Source organism: Rhodococcus kronopolitis, assembly GCF_042654025.1.
GTDB classification, from domain to species: domain Bacteria; phylum Actinomycetota; class Actinomycetes; order Mycobacteriales; family Mycobacteriaceae; genus Rhodococcus_G; species Rhodococcus_G kronopolitis.
This window is the reverse complement of the sequence record NZ_JBHSFO010000002.1, coordinates 446,629-465,205: the sequence shown is the minus strand read 5'-3', so window position 1 is coordinate 465,205 and position 18,577 is coordinate 446,629. Positions and strand designations below refer to the sequence as shown.

The window sequence follows — 18,577 nt, the reverse complement described above, 5'->3', positions numbered from 1 at the left end:
TCACCACCACTTCGCAGGCCGCGCCAGGTCCCAGCGCACCTCGCGTTCGAGCTGGGCGGCGAGCGAGACCAGCATCGGTTCGGTGTCGTGGTGGCCCATCAGCTGCACGCCGACGGGCAGCCCGGTCGAGGTGAACCCGCCCGGCACGTTGACGCTCGGCCAGCCGAGGAGGTTCCAGGGCCAGGTGTACGGGCAGGCCGCGGTGATCACCTTGTCGGTCTCGAAGTGCCCGATCCCGTCGATGGCGTCGACCCGCGGCGGCGGGGTGGCGGTGGTGGGCGCGAGGATCACGTCGAAGTCGTTGAAGACGGCGCCGATCCGCCGGCGCATTCGGGGCTCGGCGGCCCGCGACGCGCGCAGCGGCAGCCCGCCGAGCAGCCGACCGGTGCGGCCGTTGGCCTGGGTGCGCGGGTCGACCAGCGAGGGGTCCGGCAGTCCCGCGCGCCACTGCTCGATCCCGGCCATCGAGCGGGGCAGGAAGTTCAGCCCCATCAGGATGCTGTAGGCGGGGTCCGCGATGACCACCTCGTGACCGAGCTTGCGGAGCGCGTGTGCGGTCGCGCCGACGGCGTCCTTGATCTCCGGGTCCAGGGTGCGGGGGGTGGCGGTGTAGGGGATCTTCAGCGACAGCGCGATCCGCAGCCTGCCGGGCTCGCGGTCGACGGCGTCGCGCACGGTCACCGGCGCCGGCCGGTGCAGGTCGCCCTCGTGGCTGCCGGAGACTAGGTCCAGCAGCAGCGCCGCGTCCGCGACGGTGCGGGCCAGCGGGCCGATCACGGTGAGGCCGTAGAAGGCCTCGGGCTCCGGCCAGGTGGAGATCCGGCCGCGCTGCGGCTTGATCCCGACCAGGTTGGTCCAGGATGCGGGGATGCGCACCGACCCGGCGCCGTCGGAGCCGAGCGCGGCGGGCACCAGGCCGGCGGCGACGGCCGCGGCGCTGCCACCCGAGGATCCGCCCGGGGTCCGGTCGGCCGCCCACGGGTTGCGGGTGTGTCCGAAGCTGCCGCCGGTCAACGGGAACTGGCCCAGTTCGGGGCTGTTGGTCTTGCCGACGATGACGGCCCCGGCCGCGCGCAGGCGGCGCACCGACTCGCAGTCGGCGGTCTTGGCGGGGAACTCGCCGGGGCAGCCGAACGCGGTGGGTTCCCCGGTGACGTCGACGTCGTCCTTGACCGCGATCGGCACGCCGAGCAGCGGGGCGCGTTCCCCGGCGGCGAGTCGACGGTCGGCCTCGGCGGCCTCGGCCAGGGCCGCCTCGCGGCGCAGGATCCGGAAGGCGTTGAGGCTCGGCTGGCTGGCCTCGGCGGCGTCGAGGCTGCGGCGGACCAGCTCGACGGAGGTGGTGGCGCCGCCGGCCAGGGCCGCGGCGGTGTCCTCGAGGCCCAGCTCGCGGGTGTCTTCGGCGTGTGTGGTCACCGTCGGTGCTCCGTCCTGTTCGTTCGAACGAACAGTAGCGGTGGTGGGGGTAGCCGTCCCGGTTTTCGCGCACGGAGACGTCGCGGCACGAAGGGCGCGGGGTGCGCTACGGGTGACGGGGCTACTTGGCGGGCGGCATGGGCGGGGCGTCGTCCGGCGCGAGCTGGGCGCCGATCTTGCGGAACAGCAGGTCGGCCTCGTTGGTGTAGGCGCCGTTGTCGTCGAAGGCGGCCTGGTCGTAGGTGGTGGCGACGGCGATGGCGATCTTCTTCGACGGCAGGTAGGCCTCGGATGCGGAGTAGCCGCTGAACAGGGGGTTCTGCATCAGCCAGTCGCCGGTGATGACGAGACCGAGCCCGTAGGTGTAGCCGAGGTCCTGCACGAAGCAGGTGGTGCACCCCGGCAGGGCGGTGGTCTTGCCGCGCAGCGCCGTCGACGTCATCGCCCGGTACGACTCGGGGGAGAGGAGCTTGCCGGTGCCGATCGCGATCGCGGTGGCGTGCAGGTCGTAGATGTTGCTGGTCTGGATGGCGCCGTGGGTGATGGTCCACGACGGGTTCCAGAAGGTTGACTCCTCGTAGAACGGTGCGCCCGACGGGACCTGCAGGGCCTCGCGGCGTTCGGAGCTGAACGCGTGCAGGACGGGCTCGGGGATCGCCGCCGTCCCCGGATCGGTGGTGTTCGCCAGCCGCAGCGGCCCGAGCACCTTCTCCTGCATCAGCTGCGTCATCGGCTGACCGGTGATCTTCTCGAGGGCCAGGCCGAGGATCACGTAGTTGGTGTGCGCGTAGTTCCAGTTGGTGCCGGGCTCGTAGAGCAGCGGCTTGTTCACCCCGTAGGAGATCAGCTCCTCGGGCGTCCAGGTGCGGAACGGGTCCGCGTAGATGGCGGCGTCGAACTCGGTGTTGCCGATGACGTAGTCGACGTAGCCCGAGGTCATCTGGGCGAGCTGGCCGAGCGTCACCCGGTCCGAGTTCGGGATGTCGGGCAGCCACGTCGACACCTTGTCGTCGAGGCTGACCTTCTTCTCGTCGACGAGTTGGAGCAGCAGCGTCGAGACATACGAGATGGCCACCGCGCCGTTGCGGAAGTGCATGTCGGTGGTGGCGGGGACGCCGGTCATCGACTCGCCGAGCGCGGCGGTGACGATTTCCTTGCCGTCCATCGTCACACGCACGATCGCCGACTTCAGGTGGCCCTGCGACATGGCCTCGCGGACGATCCGCAGCACCGCGTCGGCCTGGGCCGGGTCGTCGGAGGCCGGGGTGGTCCGGACGGTGGTCGTCGGGGAGGCGACGTCGGGGGCGGACGGATCATTCGCCCCGCACGCGGACAGCAGTGCCAGGACGCTTGCCAACACGAGAATCCGCCTCGAGGCCATGGCCAAGCTTGGCAGACCGGGGCGTCCGCCGCGCGGTGAGCGACGCCGCGATTCCGGCCGCGGCGCGCGACCCGGCCGCCTCGCGGGCCGGGAGCCGTCACCGCGCCGTGGGAGACTGGACGGGCGAGCGTAGCGACGGGAATCGTGCCGCGCGAGCGAAGCGACGGGAGATCGTGTCTGTGAGGTTGTACCGGGACCATGCGGTGGTGCTGCGCCAGCACAAGCTGGGCGAGGCCGACCGCATCGTCACCCTGCTCACCCGCCAGCACGGCCTCGTGCGCGCGGTCGCCAAGGGCGTGCGGCGCACCAAGTCCAAGTTCGGCGCGCGGCTCGAACCGTTCGCGTACATCGACGTCCAGCTCTACCCCGGCCGCAGCCTCGACATCGTCACCCAGGTGCAGACACTCGAGGCGTTCGCCGGTGACATCGTCGACGACTACGGCCGCTACACCACCGCCTGCGCGGTGCTCGAGACCGCCGAACGGCTGGCCGGCGAGGAGCGGGCGCCGGCTCCGCGGCTGCACCAGCTCACCGTCGGGGCGTTGCGTGCGGTGGGGGAGCAGGCCCGGCCCGCCGAGCTGATCCTCGACGCGTTCCTGTTGCGGGCCATGGGTTTTGCCGGTTGGGCGCCGGCGCTCGAGGAGTGCGCGCGGTGCGCCGCGCCCGGACCGCACCGGGCCTTCCACGTGGCGGCAGGCGGCGCGGTGTGTGTGCACTGCCGCCCGCCCGGCGCGGCCACCCCGTCGCCCGGGGTGCTGGACCTGATGGACGCCCTCGCGCGGGGCGACTGGGCCCACGCCGAGACCGCGACCGGCGCGGTGCGGGCCCAGGCAAGCGGGCTGGTGGCCGCGCACCTGCAGTGGCACCTGGAGCGGCAGCTGCGCACCCTGCCGCTGATCGAGCGGCACCGTCCGCACGCGGCGGTCGAGTCGGACGCGGTGTCGGCGCCGCACGGGCCCGGCGTCGAGCCGGCGGAAACGCGACCGGTGGCGGTGGCCGCGGGCCCGGTCGGGCAGGATGGGGACCGTGATTCGACGACGCGAACCGCAAGCCCCTCCCAGGCGTGAGATCCGGCCGCCGAGCCCGCACCCGTCGGGTGCGCGGGCGCCGATCCTGCAGCCCGAACTGATCCCGCGGCACGTCGCGCTGGTGATGGACGGCAACGGCCGCTGGGCGCAGGAACGCGGGCTGCCGCGCACCGCCGGACACGAGCGCGGCGAGGCCGTGCTGATGGACACCCTCGAGGGCTGTATCGAGATCGGCGTGCAGTGGCTCTCGGCGTACGCGTTCTCCACCGAGAACTGGAAGCGCAGTCCCGAGGAGGTGAAGTTCCTGATGGGCTTCAACCGGGACGTGATCCGCCGTCGCCGCGACGAGATGCACGAGATGGGGGTGCGGGTGCGCTGGGCCGGGCGCCGGCCGCGGCTGTGGGCGAGCGTCATCAAGGAGCTCGAGGTCGCCGAGGAACTCACCAAGGACAACAAGGTGATGACCCTGACGATGTGCGTGAACTACGGCGGCCGGGCCGAGATCGCCGACGCGGCACGGGAGATCGCGCGTCGGGTGGCGGCGGGCGAGCTGAACCCCGAGAAGGTCACCGAGGCGACGGTCGCCAAGTACCTCGACGAGCCGGACATGCCGGACGTCGACCTGTTCCTGCGGCCCTCGGGCGAGATGCGGACCTCGAACTTCCTGATCTGGCAGTCGGCGTATGCCGAGATGGTGTTCCAGGAGAAGCTCTTCCCCGACTTCGACCGCCGCGACCTGTGGGCCGCGTGCGTCGAGTATGCCTCGCGTGACCGTCGCTTCGGGGGGGTCAAGTGAGCGCCGAGCAGCTGCAGTCCCGGGCGCGTGAGGCCCTGTCGCACTTCGTGGAGGTACGCGAGTCCGACGACGGCTCACTGGGATTCGAGTACGCGGGGGCGCTGTGCTCGCTGCGCGCGGTGACCCTCTCGCCCGGCCTCGACGTGCTCTCGGTGACGGCTGTGTTGGCCTGGGACCGTCCGGTCAAGCCCGCGCTGCACAAGAAGGTCGCCGAGAAGAACTCGATGATGCAGTTCGGGTCGATCACGGTGATCACCCGCGGCAAGCTGGCCGACGTGATCCTGCGCTACACCTTCCCGGCGGCGGGGCTCGAGGACGAGGCGCTCACCACGATGCTGCTGCTGGTGCTCTCGGGCGCGGATCAGGGTCGGCAGGGGTTACTGCCGTAGTCGCCGCGCTCAGGCGTTACCGATGCGTGCGTTTGGATTCGCGGGCTGCTTTCTTCGCGGAGCGTGTGGCGCTCTTGAGTTCGTCGCGGGTGAATCCGAGGTGATGGGCGGATCGCATCCAGGTGTAGAGGTCCGATGCTGCACGGTGCTGGCCGAGTTGCGTGTAGCAGGCCGCCAGGTCGAAGGCGGACTTGCGACCTCGTTCGGCGATGTCGGAGTCGGGGCAGGCGCCGGCGATGGCCAGGATCATTCGGTGGGCGCTGGTCGCCTCGGGCAGGCGGCCGAGACCGGTCAGCAGTAGCGCCTTGTTGCGCAGTGCCTTGATGCGGCGGAGCCGGCGCTCGGCGGAGTCGACGGACTGGTCGTGGATTCTGAGGACGTGGTCGTAGGCGGCGATCGCGGCGAGGGGGTCGTCCAGGTCGTCGGTCAGGACGGCGCGGTTGTAGGCGGCCACTTCGCGGGCGTTCACGATGTCGCCGTCGGTCGATCCGTCGGCGAGCCGCTCGAGCGCCTCGTAGGCCTCGATCGCGGCACGCTCCTCGCCGAGCCGGCCAAGCGCAATGCCGAGCCTCAGGTGACCACGTGCGTGCACCCGGCGTGCCCGGGTGTCGAGACCGGGGCGGCGCAAGGCGGCGCTGCGTGCGGCGGCGACGAGTTCCTCCCACCGCCCGGCGTCGACCAACAAGCCGCCGAGCACGTCCAACGCCGCGAGCCCGAGCATGACGATGTTCGGATCGGGGTCTGTGCTGGTGTCGGCCACAATCGCCGTGAGGATTTCTTCGGCGTCCGCGCGGCGTCCCTCCTCGACCGCCCGGTCGGCCTGGTGCACTCGTTCACGAAAATCACGGTAGTGGGCCTCTCCCGTCGAGGCGGGGGCCGCATCCGTGGGGGAGGAGATCGCGAGGATCCGTTGATTCTCGGTCGCGAGTTCGACGGTGTCGCGAATATCAGGGTCGTCGCTGTCCGCATGTCTGGTCACCAGGCCATGCAGCACCGTCGCCGCCACCTGGTGTTCGCCTCGTTCCGCCACGCGTGTCGCCTGAACGAGGCGTCGCCGGGCATCCAGGCGGCGGATGCGCACGTCCTCGTCGTCGGCGAACAGGTCTGCGAAGCGCAACAGGGCACCGTCGATCTCGGCGGGATCGAGCCCAGGTGACTGCCACGTCGAGAAGAGCGCGTTGGCCGCCCACAGGCGCACGTCGGCGTCGGTGTCGGGGGCCGAGCGATCCACGGTGTCGCCGATGACGCGGCGAGATTCGGCCAGCTCGCCTGCTTCCCGCAGTAGGCGTCCTCGCCAGTACATCGCCTGGGCGATCGCGGCCGTCACGCCGGGCACACCGGCGGCAGCGGCGTAGCGGTGCGGCACCTGCGCCAGCGCATCGAGGGCATCTCCGCGTCGTCCGATGTCGGCGAGTCGGAGTGCCCGGTCGACCATCGCCAGGGCGAGCGGCACGACGAGGCGCTCGTCGTGTTCGTGCCCAGGGAACCGAGCATCGAGCCGCTCGTAGAGTCGCACGGCACCCTCTGGGTCGCCGAGGTGCGCGGTCATCTCGGCGAGACGTGCCGCCACCCGCACCCGTGCTGCGGCGGTGAGCGGGCTCGGGTCGGCGCCGAACGCGTGGTCTGCGTGCGCGAGGATCTGCCGCCCGGCCTCCGTCACCGCGCCCGGGTCCCCTGGAACACCCCTGAGCACCCACCACAGGATCGCCTCGCGCGCGTCCTCGGGTGCACAGGTGGCATAGCGGTCCACCAGTGCGGCAGCGTGTTCCACGGTGGCGAGGTCGCGCTCGGTGTCGGGAAGCCGCTCCAGTATCTGGTCGAGGTGCCGGGCCTGTTCGGTGGCCGCCTCGGAGCCGAGATCGGTGACGGGCACGTCCAGGGCGCGGAGGCCGTGGGCAATCGCCACCGCCGCAGGCGCTCCCCGGCTGATCTCGTCGTCGACCAGACAGAGCGATGCGGCGTGCAGGAGCGTCCGCGCCGACGGGACGGGCTCGGCCTCGGCGATCACACGGTGCATCAGGCCGATCGCGGACTCCGGGTCATCTCCGATGTCGTAGCGGATCTGCGCCGCCTGATAGAGCGCAGCAATGCGCAGGTGGCGCAGTCGGTCATCGGATTCCGCGGTGAGCGTGAGCGCCAGCGTCTCGAGTCCGACCGCGACTCGATGGCGATCCCGTCCCAGGTGCCGCCGCAGGATCTCGGCGGTGAACATTGCTTCCGCTCGTGCCTGTCGCACACCGAGTGGTTGACGGTCCCCGATGTGACGGGTCGCGAACGACTCCGCCGCTCGCATCACATCGACCAGCACAACCGCATCGTCGGGCTCGTGCCTGTGGATCCACTCGATCGCCTCGAGCTCGGCGAGTGCGCGGGCCTCACGGACGGCGTCGCCGTCGAAGCCGTCCGTGAGTTCGGTCATTCTCGCGATACGCCGCTCGACGACAGCGGGCGGTTCGGACGGAGCTTCCATCCGGACGAGCATCCCGGTCGCCTCGGCCACGGCTACTGCTTCCACGTCCTGGGCTGCAAACCTCTGCGCATCCAGTGCCAGTGTCAGGATCGCGTGTGCCTGCTCCTGATCGCCTTTCTCAAGCAGCTCGCGCGCACGGCGCACGACGTCACGAACCATCTTCGATCCTTCCCGGACAGGTCGCCGAGAGCGTCGAGCTCGCAGGTGACGAGCATCGACCGAATGAGAACTGGAGCATGTCTGCAAAACCCGTCGACCTCGAGGCGCACAGCGGATTTGTCCGTCGCACATGTCAGCTGAGACCGGGGCGGCGATCGCGTCCGTAGGTCGACGGACGCGCGCCGAGGCTACGCCGAGCAGTTGCGGCAGGTGCCGAAGATCTCCACGGTGTGGCTGACTTCGGTGAAGCCGTTGTCCTCGGCGATCGTCTGCGACCACTGCTCGACCATCGGCCCGTCCACCTCGACGGTGAAGCCGCAGCTGCGGCACACCAGGTGGTGGTGGTGCCCGGACGAGCAGCGCCGGTAGACGGACTCGCCGGTGTCGGTGCGCAGCACGTCGACCGTGCCCGCGTCCGCGAGGGTCTGCAGGGTGCGGTAGACGGTGGTCAGGCCGATGGCGTCGCCCCGTCGTCGGAGCTCGTCGTGCAGTTCCTGGGCGGAGCGGAACTCGTCGATGTCGTCGAGCAGCGCGGAGATCGCGCTGCGCTGCTTGGTAGCGCGCACGCCGACGACGACGGGGTTGCGCGGGCCGGGCTTCTCGGTCACGGTCTCGGTCCTTCTTCGGCGTGGGCGACGGCATCGATCACGATGTGCGCCAGATGGTCGTCGACGAGACGGTAGAACACCTCTCGGCCGTTGCGCTCACCGCGGACCACCCCCGCCGCCTTGAGGATGCGCAGGTGCTGGCTGATCAGCGGTTGGGTGACGTCGAGCGCCTCGACCAGTTCGTGCACGCAGCGTTGGGTGTGGCGCAGCTGCAGCACGATCGCGATCCGGACCGGCGCGGCGAGGGCGCGCAGCAGGTCGCCGGCGGCACTCATCGCGTCCTTGCTCGGCAGCGCGGCCGGGGGAGTGGACGCGGCCCGCTCGTGCGGTCCCGCCTCGCCGTGCAGGTCGTCGGCGTCGGTCAGGCTCACTCGGCTGCCCTCCTCTCGGATGTGGGTCGTCGGCGTCGCTCAGACGCCTTATTGCAAAGCGATTCCATTTTGATATGCACAAGTATGCATGTCAAACATCGGAATTGGGTGCGCCACCGCGGCCGGATAGGCTGGTCCGCAGCAAACCCCCCTGACGCAGCATCTATTACCCAGATGGAGAGCTCCCCAAGTGGCACCCAAGTCCAAGGTCGAAACCGTTGCCAACCTCGCCAAGCGTCGAGGACTCGTCTTCCCCTGCGGTGAGATCTACGGCGGGACGAGATCCGCGTGGGACTACGGTCCGCTCGGCGTCGAGCTCAAGGAGAACATCAAGAAGCAGTGGTGGCGCAGCATGGTCACCAGCCGCGACGACGTCGTGGGCCTCGACTCGTCGGTGATCCTGCCGCGCGAGGTGTGGGTGGCCTCCGGCCACGTCGGCGTCTTCAACGACCCGCTCGTCGAGTGCCTGAACTGCCACAAGCGGCACCGTCAGGACCACCTGCAGGAGGCGTACGCGGAGAAGAAGAAGCTCGACAACCCGGACGACGTCACGATGGACGTCGTGGTGTGCCCGGACTGCGGCACCGTCGGCCAGTGGACCGAGCCGCGCGACTTCAACATGATGCTCAAGACCCACCTCGGCCCGGTCGAGACCGAGGAGGGCATGCACTACCTGCGGCCCGAGACCGCGCAGGGCATCTTCGTGAACTTCGCGAACGTGCTCACCACCTCGCGCAAGAAGCCGCCGTTCGGCATCGCCCAGATCGGCAAGAGCTTCCGCAACGAGATCACCCCCGGCAACTTCATCTTCCGCACCCGCGAGTTCGAGCAGATGGAGATGGAGTTCTTCGTCAAGCCGGACGAGGTCAAGGAGTGGCACCAGTACTGGATCGACACCCGGCTGGCCTGGTACACCGACCTGGGCATCGACCCGGAGAACCTGCGCCTGTTCGAGCACCCGGCGGACAAGCTCTCGCACTACTCGGACCGCACCGTCGACATCGAGTACCGCTTCGGGTTCCAGGGCAGCGAGTGGGGCGAGCTCGAGGGCGTCGCCAACCGCGGCGACTTCGACCTCACGACGCACTCGAAGCACTCCGGCACCGACCTGAACTACTTCGACCAGGCCTCCGGCGAGCGGTACACGCCGTACGTCGTCGAGCCCGCGGCCGGCCTGACCCGCTCGCTGATGGCGTTCCTGGTCGACGCCTACTCCGAGGACGAGGCGCCCAACGCCAAGGGCGGCGTCGACAAGCGCACCGTCCTGCGCCTGGACCGCCGGCTCGCGCCGATCAAGGCCGCGGTGCTGCCGCTGAGCCGTAACGCGGACCTCACGCCCAAGGCGAAGGACCTCGCGGCGGCGCTGCGCAAGAACTGGAACATCGAGTTCGACGACGCAGGCGCGATCGGCCGCCGCTACCGTCGCCAGGACGAGATCGGCACCCCGTTCTGCATCACCGTCGACTTCGACACGCTCGAGGACCAGGCCGTCACCGTGCGTGAGCGCGACTCGATGGCGCAGGAGCGGGTCTCGCTCGACCAGGTCGAGGGCTACCTCGCCCAGCGCCTGATCGGCTCCTAGAGCCTCTCGGTTCTACGCCGGCAGCGCCGGACGCCCTCGACCGCCTCGCGGATCGAAGGGCGTCCGGCGCTTTGCTTTTCGCGGTCAGTCAGCGCGCCGCCACCGCGGCGGGCCGGATGTTCTGGTTGATGTGGAACACGTTGTCCGGGTCGTACCGCTCCTTGACCTCGGCGAGCCGGTCGTAGTTGCCCAGGTACGACGCCCGGACGCGGTCCTGGCCCTCGTCCATCAGGAAGTTGACGTAGGCGCCGCCCGCCGAGGTGGGATGCAGCTCGGTCCAGTAGTCCTTCGCCCAGCCGGTGATCGTGTCCGCATTCGCCGGGTCCGGGTCCACCCCGACGATGACGCCCGCCCAGCCGCCGCCCCGGTAGGCGAAGGCGGTCGCGTCGTCGGCCACCCGGCCGGCGGCGCCGTCGATGGGATAGAGGTGCATGGTGGAGTGCCCGGTGGGCAGCCGCGCCCCGAACTTGCAGTGCACGTCGATCGCGTCGTCGGAGATCTCGTTGAAGAAGTCCGCCCGCCAGTACCACTGCAGCCCGGCCGGGTAGAGCCCGTCGAACGCGCTCTGCAGCACGTTGAACGGCATCGGATGCAGGCCGTCCAGCAGCGGTGACCCGAACGACCGGATCGGTTCGAGTACCTCGTCCGCCCGATCGTGCGACCCGGAGTAGCACCACACGATGCCGCAGACCTTGCGGCCCCAGAGCTCCTCCGGGAACGGCGGCGCGGGCGGGACCGTCATCAGTCCGAGCCAGCCGCTGAGCTCCTCGGGCAGCGACGGCAGCAGCTCGCGGTACCAGCGCATCACCGCCGGGGTGTCGGCAAGGTCGTAGAGCACGGGGCCGCCGATGACAGTGCCGTGCTCGCCGATGTCGTGGCAGCGGAAGCGGAAGGACGTGACGACCCCGAAGTTCCCGCCGCCGCCGCGCAGGGCCCAGAACAGGTCGCTGTGCTCGCTCTCGCTGGCCGTGACGAAGGTGCCGTCGGCGAGCACCACGTCCGCGGCGAGCAGGTTGTCGACGGTGAGGCCGAAGCGCCGGGACAGGTAGCCGATGCCGCCGCCGAGCGTCAGGCCGCCGACGCCGGTGGAGGCGAGGAAGCCGGACGGCGTGGCCATGCCGAACGCGACGGTCGCATGGTCGACGTCGCCCCAGGTGCACCCGCCGTCCACCCGGACGGTGTGGCCGACCGGGTCGACGGTGGTGCTGCGCAGCAGCGACAGGTCGATGACGAGGGCGTCGTCCCACACCCCGAGGCCGCCGGCGTTGTGCCCGCCGCCGCGGACCGCGATCTCGACGTCGTGCTCGCGGGCGAACCGTACGCAGTCCATGACGTCGGCGACGTCCCGGCAGCGGGCGACGGCGGCGGGCCGCCGGTCGATCATGGCGTTGTAGACCGCCCGCGCCGCGTCGTACCCGGCGTCGGACGGGGTGATCAGGTCGCCGCGCAGCGTCGCGGCCAGGTCTTCGTACGCCGAGTTCTTGTACGCGTTGGTGGACATGACGCTCCCCTTCCGGTGGTGTGGCTCCCGCTCGTCGGGTGCCCGCATCACCAAAGCTACGAAGCGGGCGTTCGCGCAGCGTTCGTCCGCAGGCGCCCGGTCATCGGGCCGGGCGAACGCCTCGTGCGGCGAGGTCGCGTTCGCAGCGCCGCAGCAGCGCGGCGCTGCCGTGCTCGGACGCCATCGCGGCGGCGGCGCGCAGGCGGGTGCGGGCGCCGTCGGGGTCGTCGTGGGCGGCGCGCAGTCGCATCACCTCGGGCAGCCACCACAGGTCGCTGCGGGCCTGCCCGGCGACGACGGCGGCGTCCAGGCTCGCGCGCGCGGCGTCGGGCCGGTCCTCGCGCATGGAGAGGTCCGCGAGCAGCGAGAGCCAGTACGGCATCCGGGCGAACGATCCTGCCGCCCTGAGGTTTTCGATTCCCCGCCGGGTCAACCGGATCCCGGACGCCCCGGGCTCGGACCAGCCGTCGAGGATCAGCGCCCACTCGCGGTAGTAGGCGAAGTCGAACCTGTCACACAGGGCGCGCAGCTCGCCGACGGTGTCCCGCAGTTCCTCGCGGTCGCCGAGCATCTGCAGGGTGACGGCGCCGTAGGCCAGCGCCACGGCCAGGCTGTACGGGTGCCGGGCGCCCCGGGCGAGAGCGACGGCGCCGCGACAGCTCGACCGGGCGGCCTCGTCGTGGCCGAGCAGCCAGTGCGGGTGCGCGGACCAGGCGAGGGAGTGCACGTCCGGCCGGGTGCCGACGGTCAGCGAGTGGGCACCCCGGGTCAGCTCGGCGGCGAGCTCGAAGTGACGCAGCGCCTCCGCGGGCCTGCCGAGGCTGACGGCGGACCCGGCGAACGCGAAGTGCGCGCTGCCGCTCAGCTGGGCGTCGGCGTCGGCGTCGACCAGGGTGAGCGCGCGGGAGACCGCCCGGTGCGCGCCCGCGGTGTCGCCCTGGACGAACCGGGACGTCCACAGTCCCACCAGCGCGACGACGGTCGAGTCCCGGCGGCCGAGCACCTCGGCCAGCTCGATCGAGCGCTCGAGGGTCTGCTGCAGCTGGGGCGAGGAGTAGCCGTACCGGGCGTTGAGCGGTGCCGCCATCGACTCGAGGATGTCGAGTTCCCGGGCGAGCGTGCCCCGACCGCCGGGTTGCGAGCGGACGATCGCGAGGGCCGCCCGGTGCAGGCGGATCGCCTCCGCGTGGGCGAACGTGCCGGAGGCGACCTCGGCCGCCCGCTGGTAGTAGTCCACCGCCCGCTTGGCCCGGCCGCCCCGCGCGTACTGCTCCGCGAGCTGTGCCGAGACGGCGTCCGTGTCGCCGGGGTGGAGCAGTTCGAGGCCCTGGGCCAGGCGCCGGTGTAGCAGCCACCGCCCGGGCGGGCCGACCTGTGCGTACGCGGCGTCCCGGAGCAGGTCGTGGGAGAAGTCGTAGCCGTCCCGGAACTCGTGCAGGATCCGTCGCCGCCACAGCTCGTCGACGGCCTGGACCACGGTGTCGGCGTCGAGGTCGCTGGCCTCGGTGAGCAGGTCGAGGGTGAAGTTCCGCCCGACGGCCGCGGCGAGCCCGGCGACCTCGCGGGCCGGCGGGCTCGCGTGTGCGAGCCGGGTGCGCAGCACCGCGGTGAGATCGCCGACCGGCAGGGGAGTCTCGCCGGCCTCGATCTCGATCTCGGTCTCGGCCGCGGTGCGCATCGCCTCGACGATGTACAGCGGGAAGCCGCCCGTCGCGGCCTGCAGCAGTTCCAGGTCGTCCGCGCGCAGCGACCGCCCCGCGGTGGCCTCGGCGAGCCGGGCGGTCTCGCCGACCTCGAGCGGGCTCAGGTCCAACTCCGTGAGCAGTCCGGTGGCCCGCATCCGCGCGGTCCACGCCCCGACGTCGGGGCCGGTGTCGTGGTCCTCGTCGCGCAGGGCCGCGGCCACCAGCAGCGGCGAGTCCGCGGTGAGCCCCAGCACGAACTCGACGAACGTCAGCGTCTCCTGGTCACACCACTGCAGGTTGTCCACCACCAGCAGCAGCGGGCGGCCGTCGCCGATCAGCGCCCTGGCCAGTCCCTCGAAGAAGCGGTGGCGCTGCCAGGCGTCGACCATGGCACGGGCACCGGCGTCGGGACCGCGGGGCCGGCCACCGGCAGCTCCGGACACATCGGACGGCACCAGCCGGTCCACCTCGGTGCGCCAGAGCGGGTCGAGCGTGGCCGTCGCGTCGCGGATCGCCGGGGTTCGCAGCCAGTCCGCCACCGGGGCGAGCGGCAGCCGCCCGGAGGCCCCGAAGCACCGGGTGGCCGCCACCACCGCGCCCTGCGACCGGGCCAGCGCGGCGACCTCGTGCAGCAGCCGGGTCTTGCCCACCCCGGCGCCGCCGCCGACCAGCGCGATGCCCGGGTGGCCCGCCGCGGCGGCCCGCCACCGGTCCGTCAGCACGCCGAACTCGCGGACACGACCGACGAACTCGGTGGCGGCCGGACCGGAGCGGCCGGCGGGACCGACGGGCCGCATCGCGGCGGACGGCGTCGCCAGCAGGGCGTCCGCCGCCCGTCTGGTGGCGGGTTCGGGGGCGACGCCGAGTTCGCGCTCGAGGACGGACGCGCAGCGGTGGTAGGTGCTCAGCGCGCCGGCCCGGTCACCAGCGTCGACCTGCAGCTTCATCAGCGTGCGGTAGCCGACCTCTTCCAGCGGCTGCAGCCGGATCCGCCGACGGGCGGCCTCGGTCGCCGCCGCTGGGTCGCCGCCGCGCGTGCTCGCCGCGCAGACCAGGTCGCACAGGTCCACGCACTGGCGCTCGAGTTCCGCCCGGGCCTCGAGCAGCCAGTCGTCGTATCCGCCGGGCAGGAACTCGCCGCGGTAGGCGGCGATGGCCGCGTGGGCGTGGGCGAGGGCCTCGTGGTCGTCGCCGGCCGCCGCCGCGGCCAGGGCGGCCCGGCGTTCGAGGTCGAAGGTCCGGACGTCGACGCGGCAGGTGTCGCGGTCGCGCCAGCCGAGGTCCGTCGAGGTCACGACCAGGGAGTCCGCGTCGCCCAGCGCGCGGCGCAGATGGTGCAGTTCGCGGCGCAGGTTGGTCAGCGCCTGGCCGTCCGTCGAGTCCGGCCAGAAGAGTTCGGCGATACGCTGCCGGGGCTGCGGCGTGCCGGCGTGCACCGCCAGGAAGGCCACCAGGGCAACAGCGCGCGGCGACCGGGTCGCGGCGGTCCCGGTCGCGGTGTCGGTGATTGCCTGCTCCCCGAAGAGGGAGACATGCAGCATGGCGGCGGCCTCCTACTGACTCAGGCTAGCCCGCGCCGCCGGCGACCACTGGTGACGAGTTCTGCCGGTGACGGCTACGTCACGGCGTCGAAGCGCATGTCCATCCAGTGGATCCAGGCGCCGGAGTCGATCTGCCGCTCCCACCGCGCCGTCATCGAGGACCGGTCCTCGGCCGGCCGGAGGGTGCTGCGCATGCCGTCGCCGAGGAACGTCCACGATCCGTCCGCATTCGGGCGCGCGGTCATCTCCCCGTACTCGCCGGAGCCGTCGAACGCGCGCATGGCGTACGTGCCGGCCGCGGCGTCGTACTCGCCGATGAGCTCGAGGGCATGCACGCGGTCTTCGCCCATCGTGACGTCGACGCGATGGACGATCCAGTTGCCGCCGGGCATCCACTCGTACTCGTCGGTGCCGTCGATCCGCGCGGCGGGCTCTCCGTGCTCGTCGAGCACGGTGCCCGACGTCCGCCACCGCCCGATGATGCTGTCGAACGGGCGCATGGTCTCTGCCGTGACTGTCATGTGGTCCTCTCGTGAAGATCGGCGGGTTCTCATGGGCAGACCGTCGGGAGCTCGAATTCTCATCGGTCCGGGCGCGCCGTCCCTCGTCGGGCAGGTGTCCGATTCACCTCTCGCGGTGAGGTGGGTGGGTGACCGACTGACACCGGCTACCGTGCCGACCGCGTCACCATCGCGCGGGCGACCAGTTCCATCGTCACCGCGACCGCGCAGGTCTGCGCCAGCAGCACCCCGACCAGGACCAGGATCTGCACCGCCCCGGCCTGCACGGCGGACCCGCTGGCGAGCAGCACGCCCACGAACGCGCCGGGCAGGGTGACCAGTCCGACCGTGCGGGTCTGGTCCAGGCCCGGCAGCAGCGCGTCGGACGCGGCGGCCCGGATCACCTCCATCCGCGAGTCCCGCAGGCTCAGCCCGAGGCTCAGCGCCGCCTCGACCTCGCCGTACCGCTGGGCGATGGCGTCGAGCGCCCGTTTGGCGGCCAACGAGGTGGCGGTCATCGCGTTGCCAAGCACGATGCCGCCGATCGGGATGACCGCGACACCCTCGAGCGGAACCACGCCGCTGAGCAGCAGCAACGGCAGCACGGCCGCGACGCCGGTCGCCAGCGACGTGCTCAACCAGGCCCCGGACCGTCCGGCGTCGGCTCGTCGCGCCGCGGTCACCGCGGCCGCCACGAACATCGCCACCAGGATCGCCGCGGACGACCACAGGTGCTGCAGTGCGGCGGCCAGCACCACCGAGACGACGGCCAGTTGGAGGGCGCCGCGCAGCGCCGCCTTCGGTGCCGCCAGCGGGTGCTCGAGGTCGGCGATCCGATAGACCAGCGCCGCGGCCAGGACCATCACCGCGCACACCACGGCCAGGGCGAGGCCGGGATGCGCCAGTGAGGTGCCCACCCCTCCTCCTCTCCAGGCGGCTCCGCCGCTCGTGAGTGGCTTGCAGGTCCCCAGGACCCGTCAACCGCGCACGAGCCGGAGCCGCCTCAGAACCGTCCGCTGCGGGTGATCCGGCCGGAGCTGCTGGGCCCGCCGAACGAACCCGGGGAACGACCGCCGCCGCTCATGCCGCCGCCACCGCGGTTGCCCCAGCCCCCGCTCATGCCGCCGCGCATCATGGACTCGATCAGGATGCCTCCGAGGATGGCCCCGGTGTTGCTGCCTGCGCTCTGCTGCGGCCGCCGGGCGGCCTCCCACTTCTCGACGTCGGACTGGGCCCGGCGCAGGGCGCGGGTGCCGAGGTCGCCCGCGGCCTGGGCGTGCTGGAGGGCCTTCGCCGGATCGGAGGCCGTCAACTGCCGGGCCGCGTCGTAGTGCCGCTGCGCCTCGGAGAGCCGGGTCCGGGCCTCCGCGCCGACCGCCCCGCGCCGGGTGTTGACGAAGTCGGTCGCGGTGGTGATCTGCGCCTGCGCCGCGGTCAGGTCCTGAGCGAGCCGCGCCGCGGCCCGCTCCGACTGCTCCTGGGCGTCCGCGGCGGTGGCCAGGACCGTGTCCAGTTCCGCGTCCGCCCTCGAGAGCTCGGTGAACGCGCCGAGCGGGTCGGTGTCCTGGCCTGCCTCGGCGCGGGCCAGCGCGGCCACGGCCGCCGCCTGTGCCTGCGCGAGCGCTTCGCCGCCGAAGGCCGTCAGCTCGCTCGCGGCGGCGATGTCCTTGCGGGTCTCGGCGATCGCCGCGGGCAGGGTGGCGATCGCGTGGTGAATGTTGTCGGCGGCGTGTTCGACGCCGTCGAGCAGCTCGCCGACCTGAGTGAGCGCGCCCTCGGCCGCCCGGATCGCGACGACGGCCGGTCCCTGCTTGCCTGCCGGCCGCGCCGCGGCCTCGCGGCCGGCGGCGATGTTCTGCTCGGCGAAGGCCAGCTGCTGCTGCGCCAGCGTCACGTTCTCGGCGACCGAGGCCAGCGCAGGCGCCGGGAACTCGGCGCGCAGCCCGGCGAGCACGGTGTCGGCGGCCGGCACCCGCACGGTCATTTCCACCAGCCGCTGGGTGAGCGCGTCGAGGCGGCCCGGGGCGTCGATCAGCAGGTCACGCATCCCGTCGAACTCGGTGACCTGGGCGTTGAGTTCCCGATCCGCGCGGCTGCAGGTCGAGATCAGCTCGACGAGCATCTCCCGCTGCTGTTCGGGGGTCTCCGGAACGTCGTCGTCCAGGCGCTGGCGGATCGTGAACGCCGACGCGAGGGTGGCCTTCGCGGCGTCGTAGGCGGCGCGGAAGGGGGCGGTGGTGAGCTCGCCGAACTCGCCCGTGGCCAGCTCCAGCTCCTCGCCGCTGGTGCGGATCGCATTGTCCGTCTCCACCAGCACCTCGCGGGCGCGGGCGTCCAGGGTGGCGACCGGCAGCGCCGCGAGGGCGGCGGGGTCGGCCCAGTCCACGTCGCCGCCGGCGCCCGGACCACCGTGCGACTTCTTCTTCCGGCGCGAGTAGAGCACCGCGCCACCCGCGCCGACGATCAGCACGGCGCCGCCGGCCACGAGGTACTTCACGCCGCTCCCGGACCCCGAGCTGCTCATCGCGTCGGAGAGCCCGCCTGCCGCGGCGATCGCCGCGCCTGACCAGTCGTCCTCGCGCAGGGCGGGCACGATGGCGTCCCGCTCGATGCTGTCGAGCTCGGAACCGGTCACGTTCTTCAGGTCCGACGGCGCGTCGAAGGCGTAGGCCCGGTCGTCGGTGGCGATCGCCAGCAGCACGTCCTGACTGCCGAGCCCGCTGGTCTGCGCGGTCTTGTCCGCCCACTTCTCGGCGTCCATGCCGTCGAAGGTGCCGACGTACGCCACCCACAACTGCACGTGCTGCTCGTCGAAGAGGGTGTCCAGGGCCGCGCGCACGTCGGCGCGCGCGGAGTCGTCGAGGACGCTCACCCGGTCCGAGATCTGTCCGGGCATGCGGAACGGGGCCTCCGCCGACGCGAGACCGGGCAGCGCCAGCAGGCCGAACATGGTCAGGGCCGACGTCGCCGCCGCGGCGACCGTGATGCGGTGCAGGCCGTGTCGAACGCGACCGCGCGATTGTGCAGATGCCATGGGGATGAATCTATCGGCCGGGAGGCGGATCCGGCCGCGGACACCGCGGCGGCGGGCGCGTCGGGAGCCGGGGCCGGGCGCGCCGCACGGTGCCGCCACGGCGGTTGCTGGCAGAC

The 18,577-nt window shown here is 71.9% G+C and carries 14 protein-coding genes; 4 read left to right on the top strand and 10 right to left on the bottom strand.

What is annotated here, in order from left to right; translation table 11 throughout:
- Together ACFO6S_RS05455 and ACFO6S_RS05450 are read right to left on the bottom strand one after the other, a co-directional pair.
- Positions 1-1,416, bottom strand: coding sequence for an amidase (locus ACFO6S_RS05455; protein ID WP_378414846.1), 1,416 nt, complete (start codon positions 1,414-1,416; stop codon positions 1-3).
- 121 nt (positions 1,417-1,537) lie between these two features.
- Positions 1,538-2,797, bottom strand: coding sequence for a serine hydrolase domain-containing protein (locus ACFO6S_RS05450; RefSeq protein ID WP_378414844.1), 1,260 nt, complete (start codon positions 2,795-2,797; stop codon positions 1,538-1,540).
- A 179-nt stretch (positions 2,798-2,976) separates the two neighbouring features.
- Between ACFO6S_RS05450 and recO the strand changes: the two genes are divergently transcribed.
- The 3 genes from recO to ACFO6S_RS05435 are packed head-to-tail and all read left to right on the top strand — an operon-like array spanning position 2,977 to position 5,010.
- The gene (gene recO / locus ACFO6S_RS05445; RefSeq protein ID WP_378415239.1) at positions 2,977-3,864 is read left to right on the top strand and encodes a DNA repair protein RecO; all 888 of its coding nucleotides are present in this window, start codon (positions 2,977-2,979) and stop codon (positions 3,862-3,864) included.
- A complete protein-coding gene (locus ACFO6S_RS05440; protein ID WP_378414842.1) occupies positions 3,815-4,621 on the top strand; it encodes an isoprenyl transferase in 807 nt (268 codons plus the stop codon). Before recO ends, ACFO6S_RS05440 begins: the two co-directional genes overlap by 50 nt.
- The gene (locus ACFO6S_RS05435) at positions 4,618-5,010 is read left to right on the top strand and encodes a hypothetical protein (RefSeq protein WP_378414840.1); all 393 of its coding nucleotides are present in this window, start codon (positions 4,618-4,620) and stop codon (positions 5,008-5,010) included. Before ACFO6S_RS05440 ends, ACFO6S_RS05435 begins: the two co-directional genes overlap by 4 nt.
- A gap of 16 nt (positions 5,011-5,026) precedes the next feature.
- Here ACFO6S_RS05435 and ACFO6S_RS05430 read toward each other — a convergent pair whose 3' ends face one another.
- From ACFO6S_RS05430 to ACFO6S_RS05420, 3 genes are all read right to left on the bottom strand, one after another.
- Positions 5,027-7,639, bottom strand: coding sequence for a hypothetical protein (locus ACFO6S_RS05430; protein ID WP_378414839.1), 2,613 nt, complete (start codon positions 7,637-7,639; stop codon positions 5,027-5,029).
- 188 nt (positions 7,640-7,827) lie between these two features.
- A complete protein-coding gene (locus ACFO6S_RS05425; RefSeq protein WP_378414837.1) occupies positions 7,828-8,247 on the bottom strand; it encodes a Fur family transcriptional regulator in 420 nt (139 codons plus the stop codon).
- Complete coding sequence (locus ACFO6S_RS05420; protein ID WP_465269188.1) at positions 8,244-8,618, bottom strand: ArsR/SmtB family transcription factor; 375 nt, start codon at positions 8,616-8,618, stop codon at positions 8,244-8,246. The genes ACFO6S_RS05425 and ACFO6S_RS05420 overlap by 4 nt, the downstream gene beginning before the upstream one ends.
- Positions 8,619-8,808: 190 nt before the next feature.
- Here ACFO6S_RS05420 and ACFO6S_RS05415 point away from each other — a divergent pair, with 190 nt between their 5' ends.
- The gene (locus tag ACFO6S_RS05415) at positions 8,809-10,200 is read left to right on the top strand and encodes a glycine--tRNA ligase (protein ID WP_378414836.1); all 1,392 of its coding nucleotides are present in this window, start codon (positions 8,809-8,811) and stop codon (positions 10,198-10,200) included.
- A gap of 88 nt (positions 10,201-10,288) precedes the next feature.
- Here the strand turns inward: ACFO6S_RS05415 and ACFO6S_RS05410 are convergent, their stop codons facing one another.
- The 5 genes from ACFO6S_RS05410 to ACFO6S_RS05390 form a co-directional block, all read right to left on the bottom strand.
- Complete coding sequence (locus tag ACFO6S_RS05410) at positions 10,289-11,701, bottom strand: FAD-binding oxidoreductase (RefSeq protein WP_378414834.1); 1,413 nt, start codon at positions 11,699-11,701, stop codon at positions 10,289-10,291.
- Between the two features lie 100 nt (positions 11,702-11,801).
- Complete coding sequence (locus ACFO6S_RS05405; protein ID WP_378414832.1) at positions 11,802-14,927, bottom strand: ATP-binding protein; 3,126 nt, start codon at positions 14,925-14,927, stop codon at positions 11,802-11,804.
- 74 nt (positions 14,928-15,001) lie between these two features.
- Entirely contained in the window at positions 15,002-15,448 is a 447-nt protein-coding gene (locus ACFO6S_RS05400) for a DUF1579 family protein (RefSeq protein WP_378414830.1), read from the bottom strand.
- Between the two features lie 146 nt (positions 15,449-15,594).
- Entirely contained in the window at positions 15,595-16,344 is a 750-nt protein-coding gene (locus ACFO6S_RS05395) for an ABC transporter permease (protein WP_378414829.1), read from the bottom strand.
- Between the two features lie 86 nt (positions 16,345-16,430).
- The gene (locus tag ACFO6S_RS05390) at positions 16,431-18,461 is read right to left on the bottom strand and encodes a TPM domain-containing protein (RefSeq protein WP_378414827.1); all 2,031 of its coding nucleotides are present in this window, start codon (positions 18,459-18,461) and stop codon (positions 16,431-16,433) included.
- Positions 18,462-18,577: the final 116 nt, after the last annotated feature.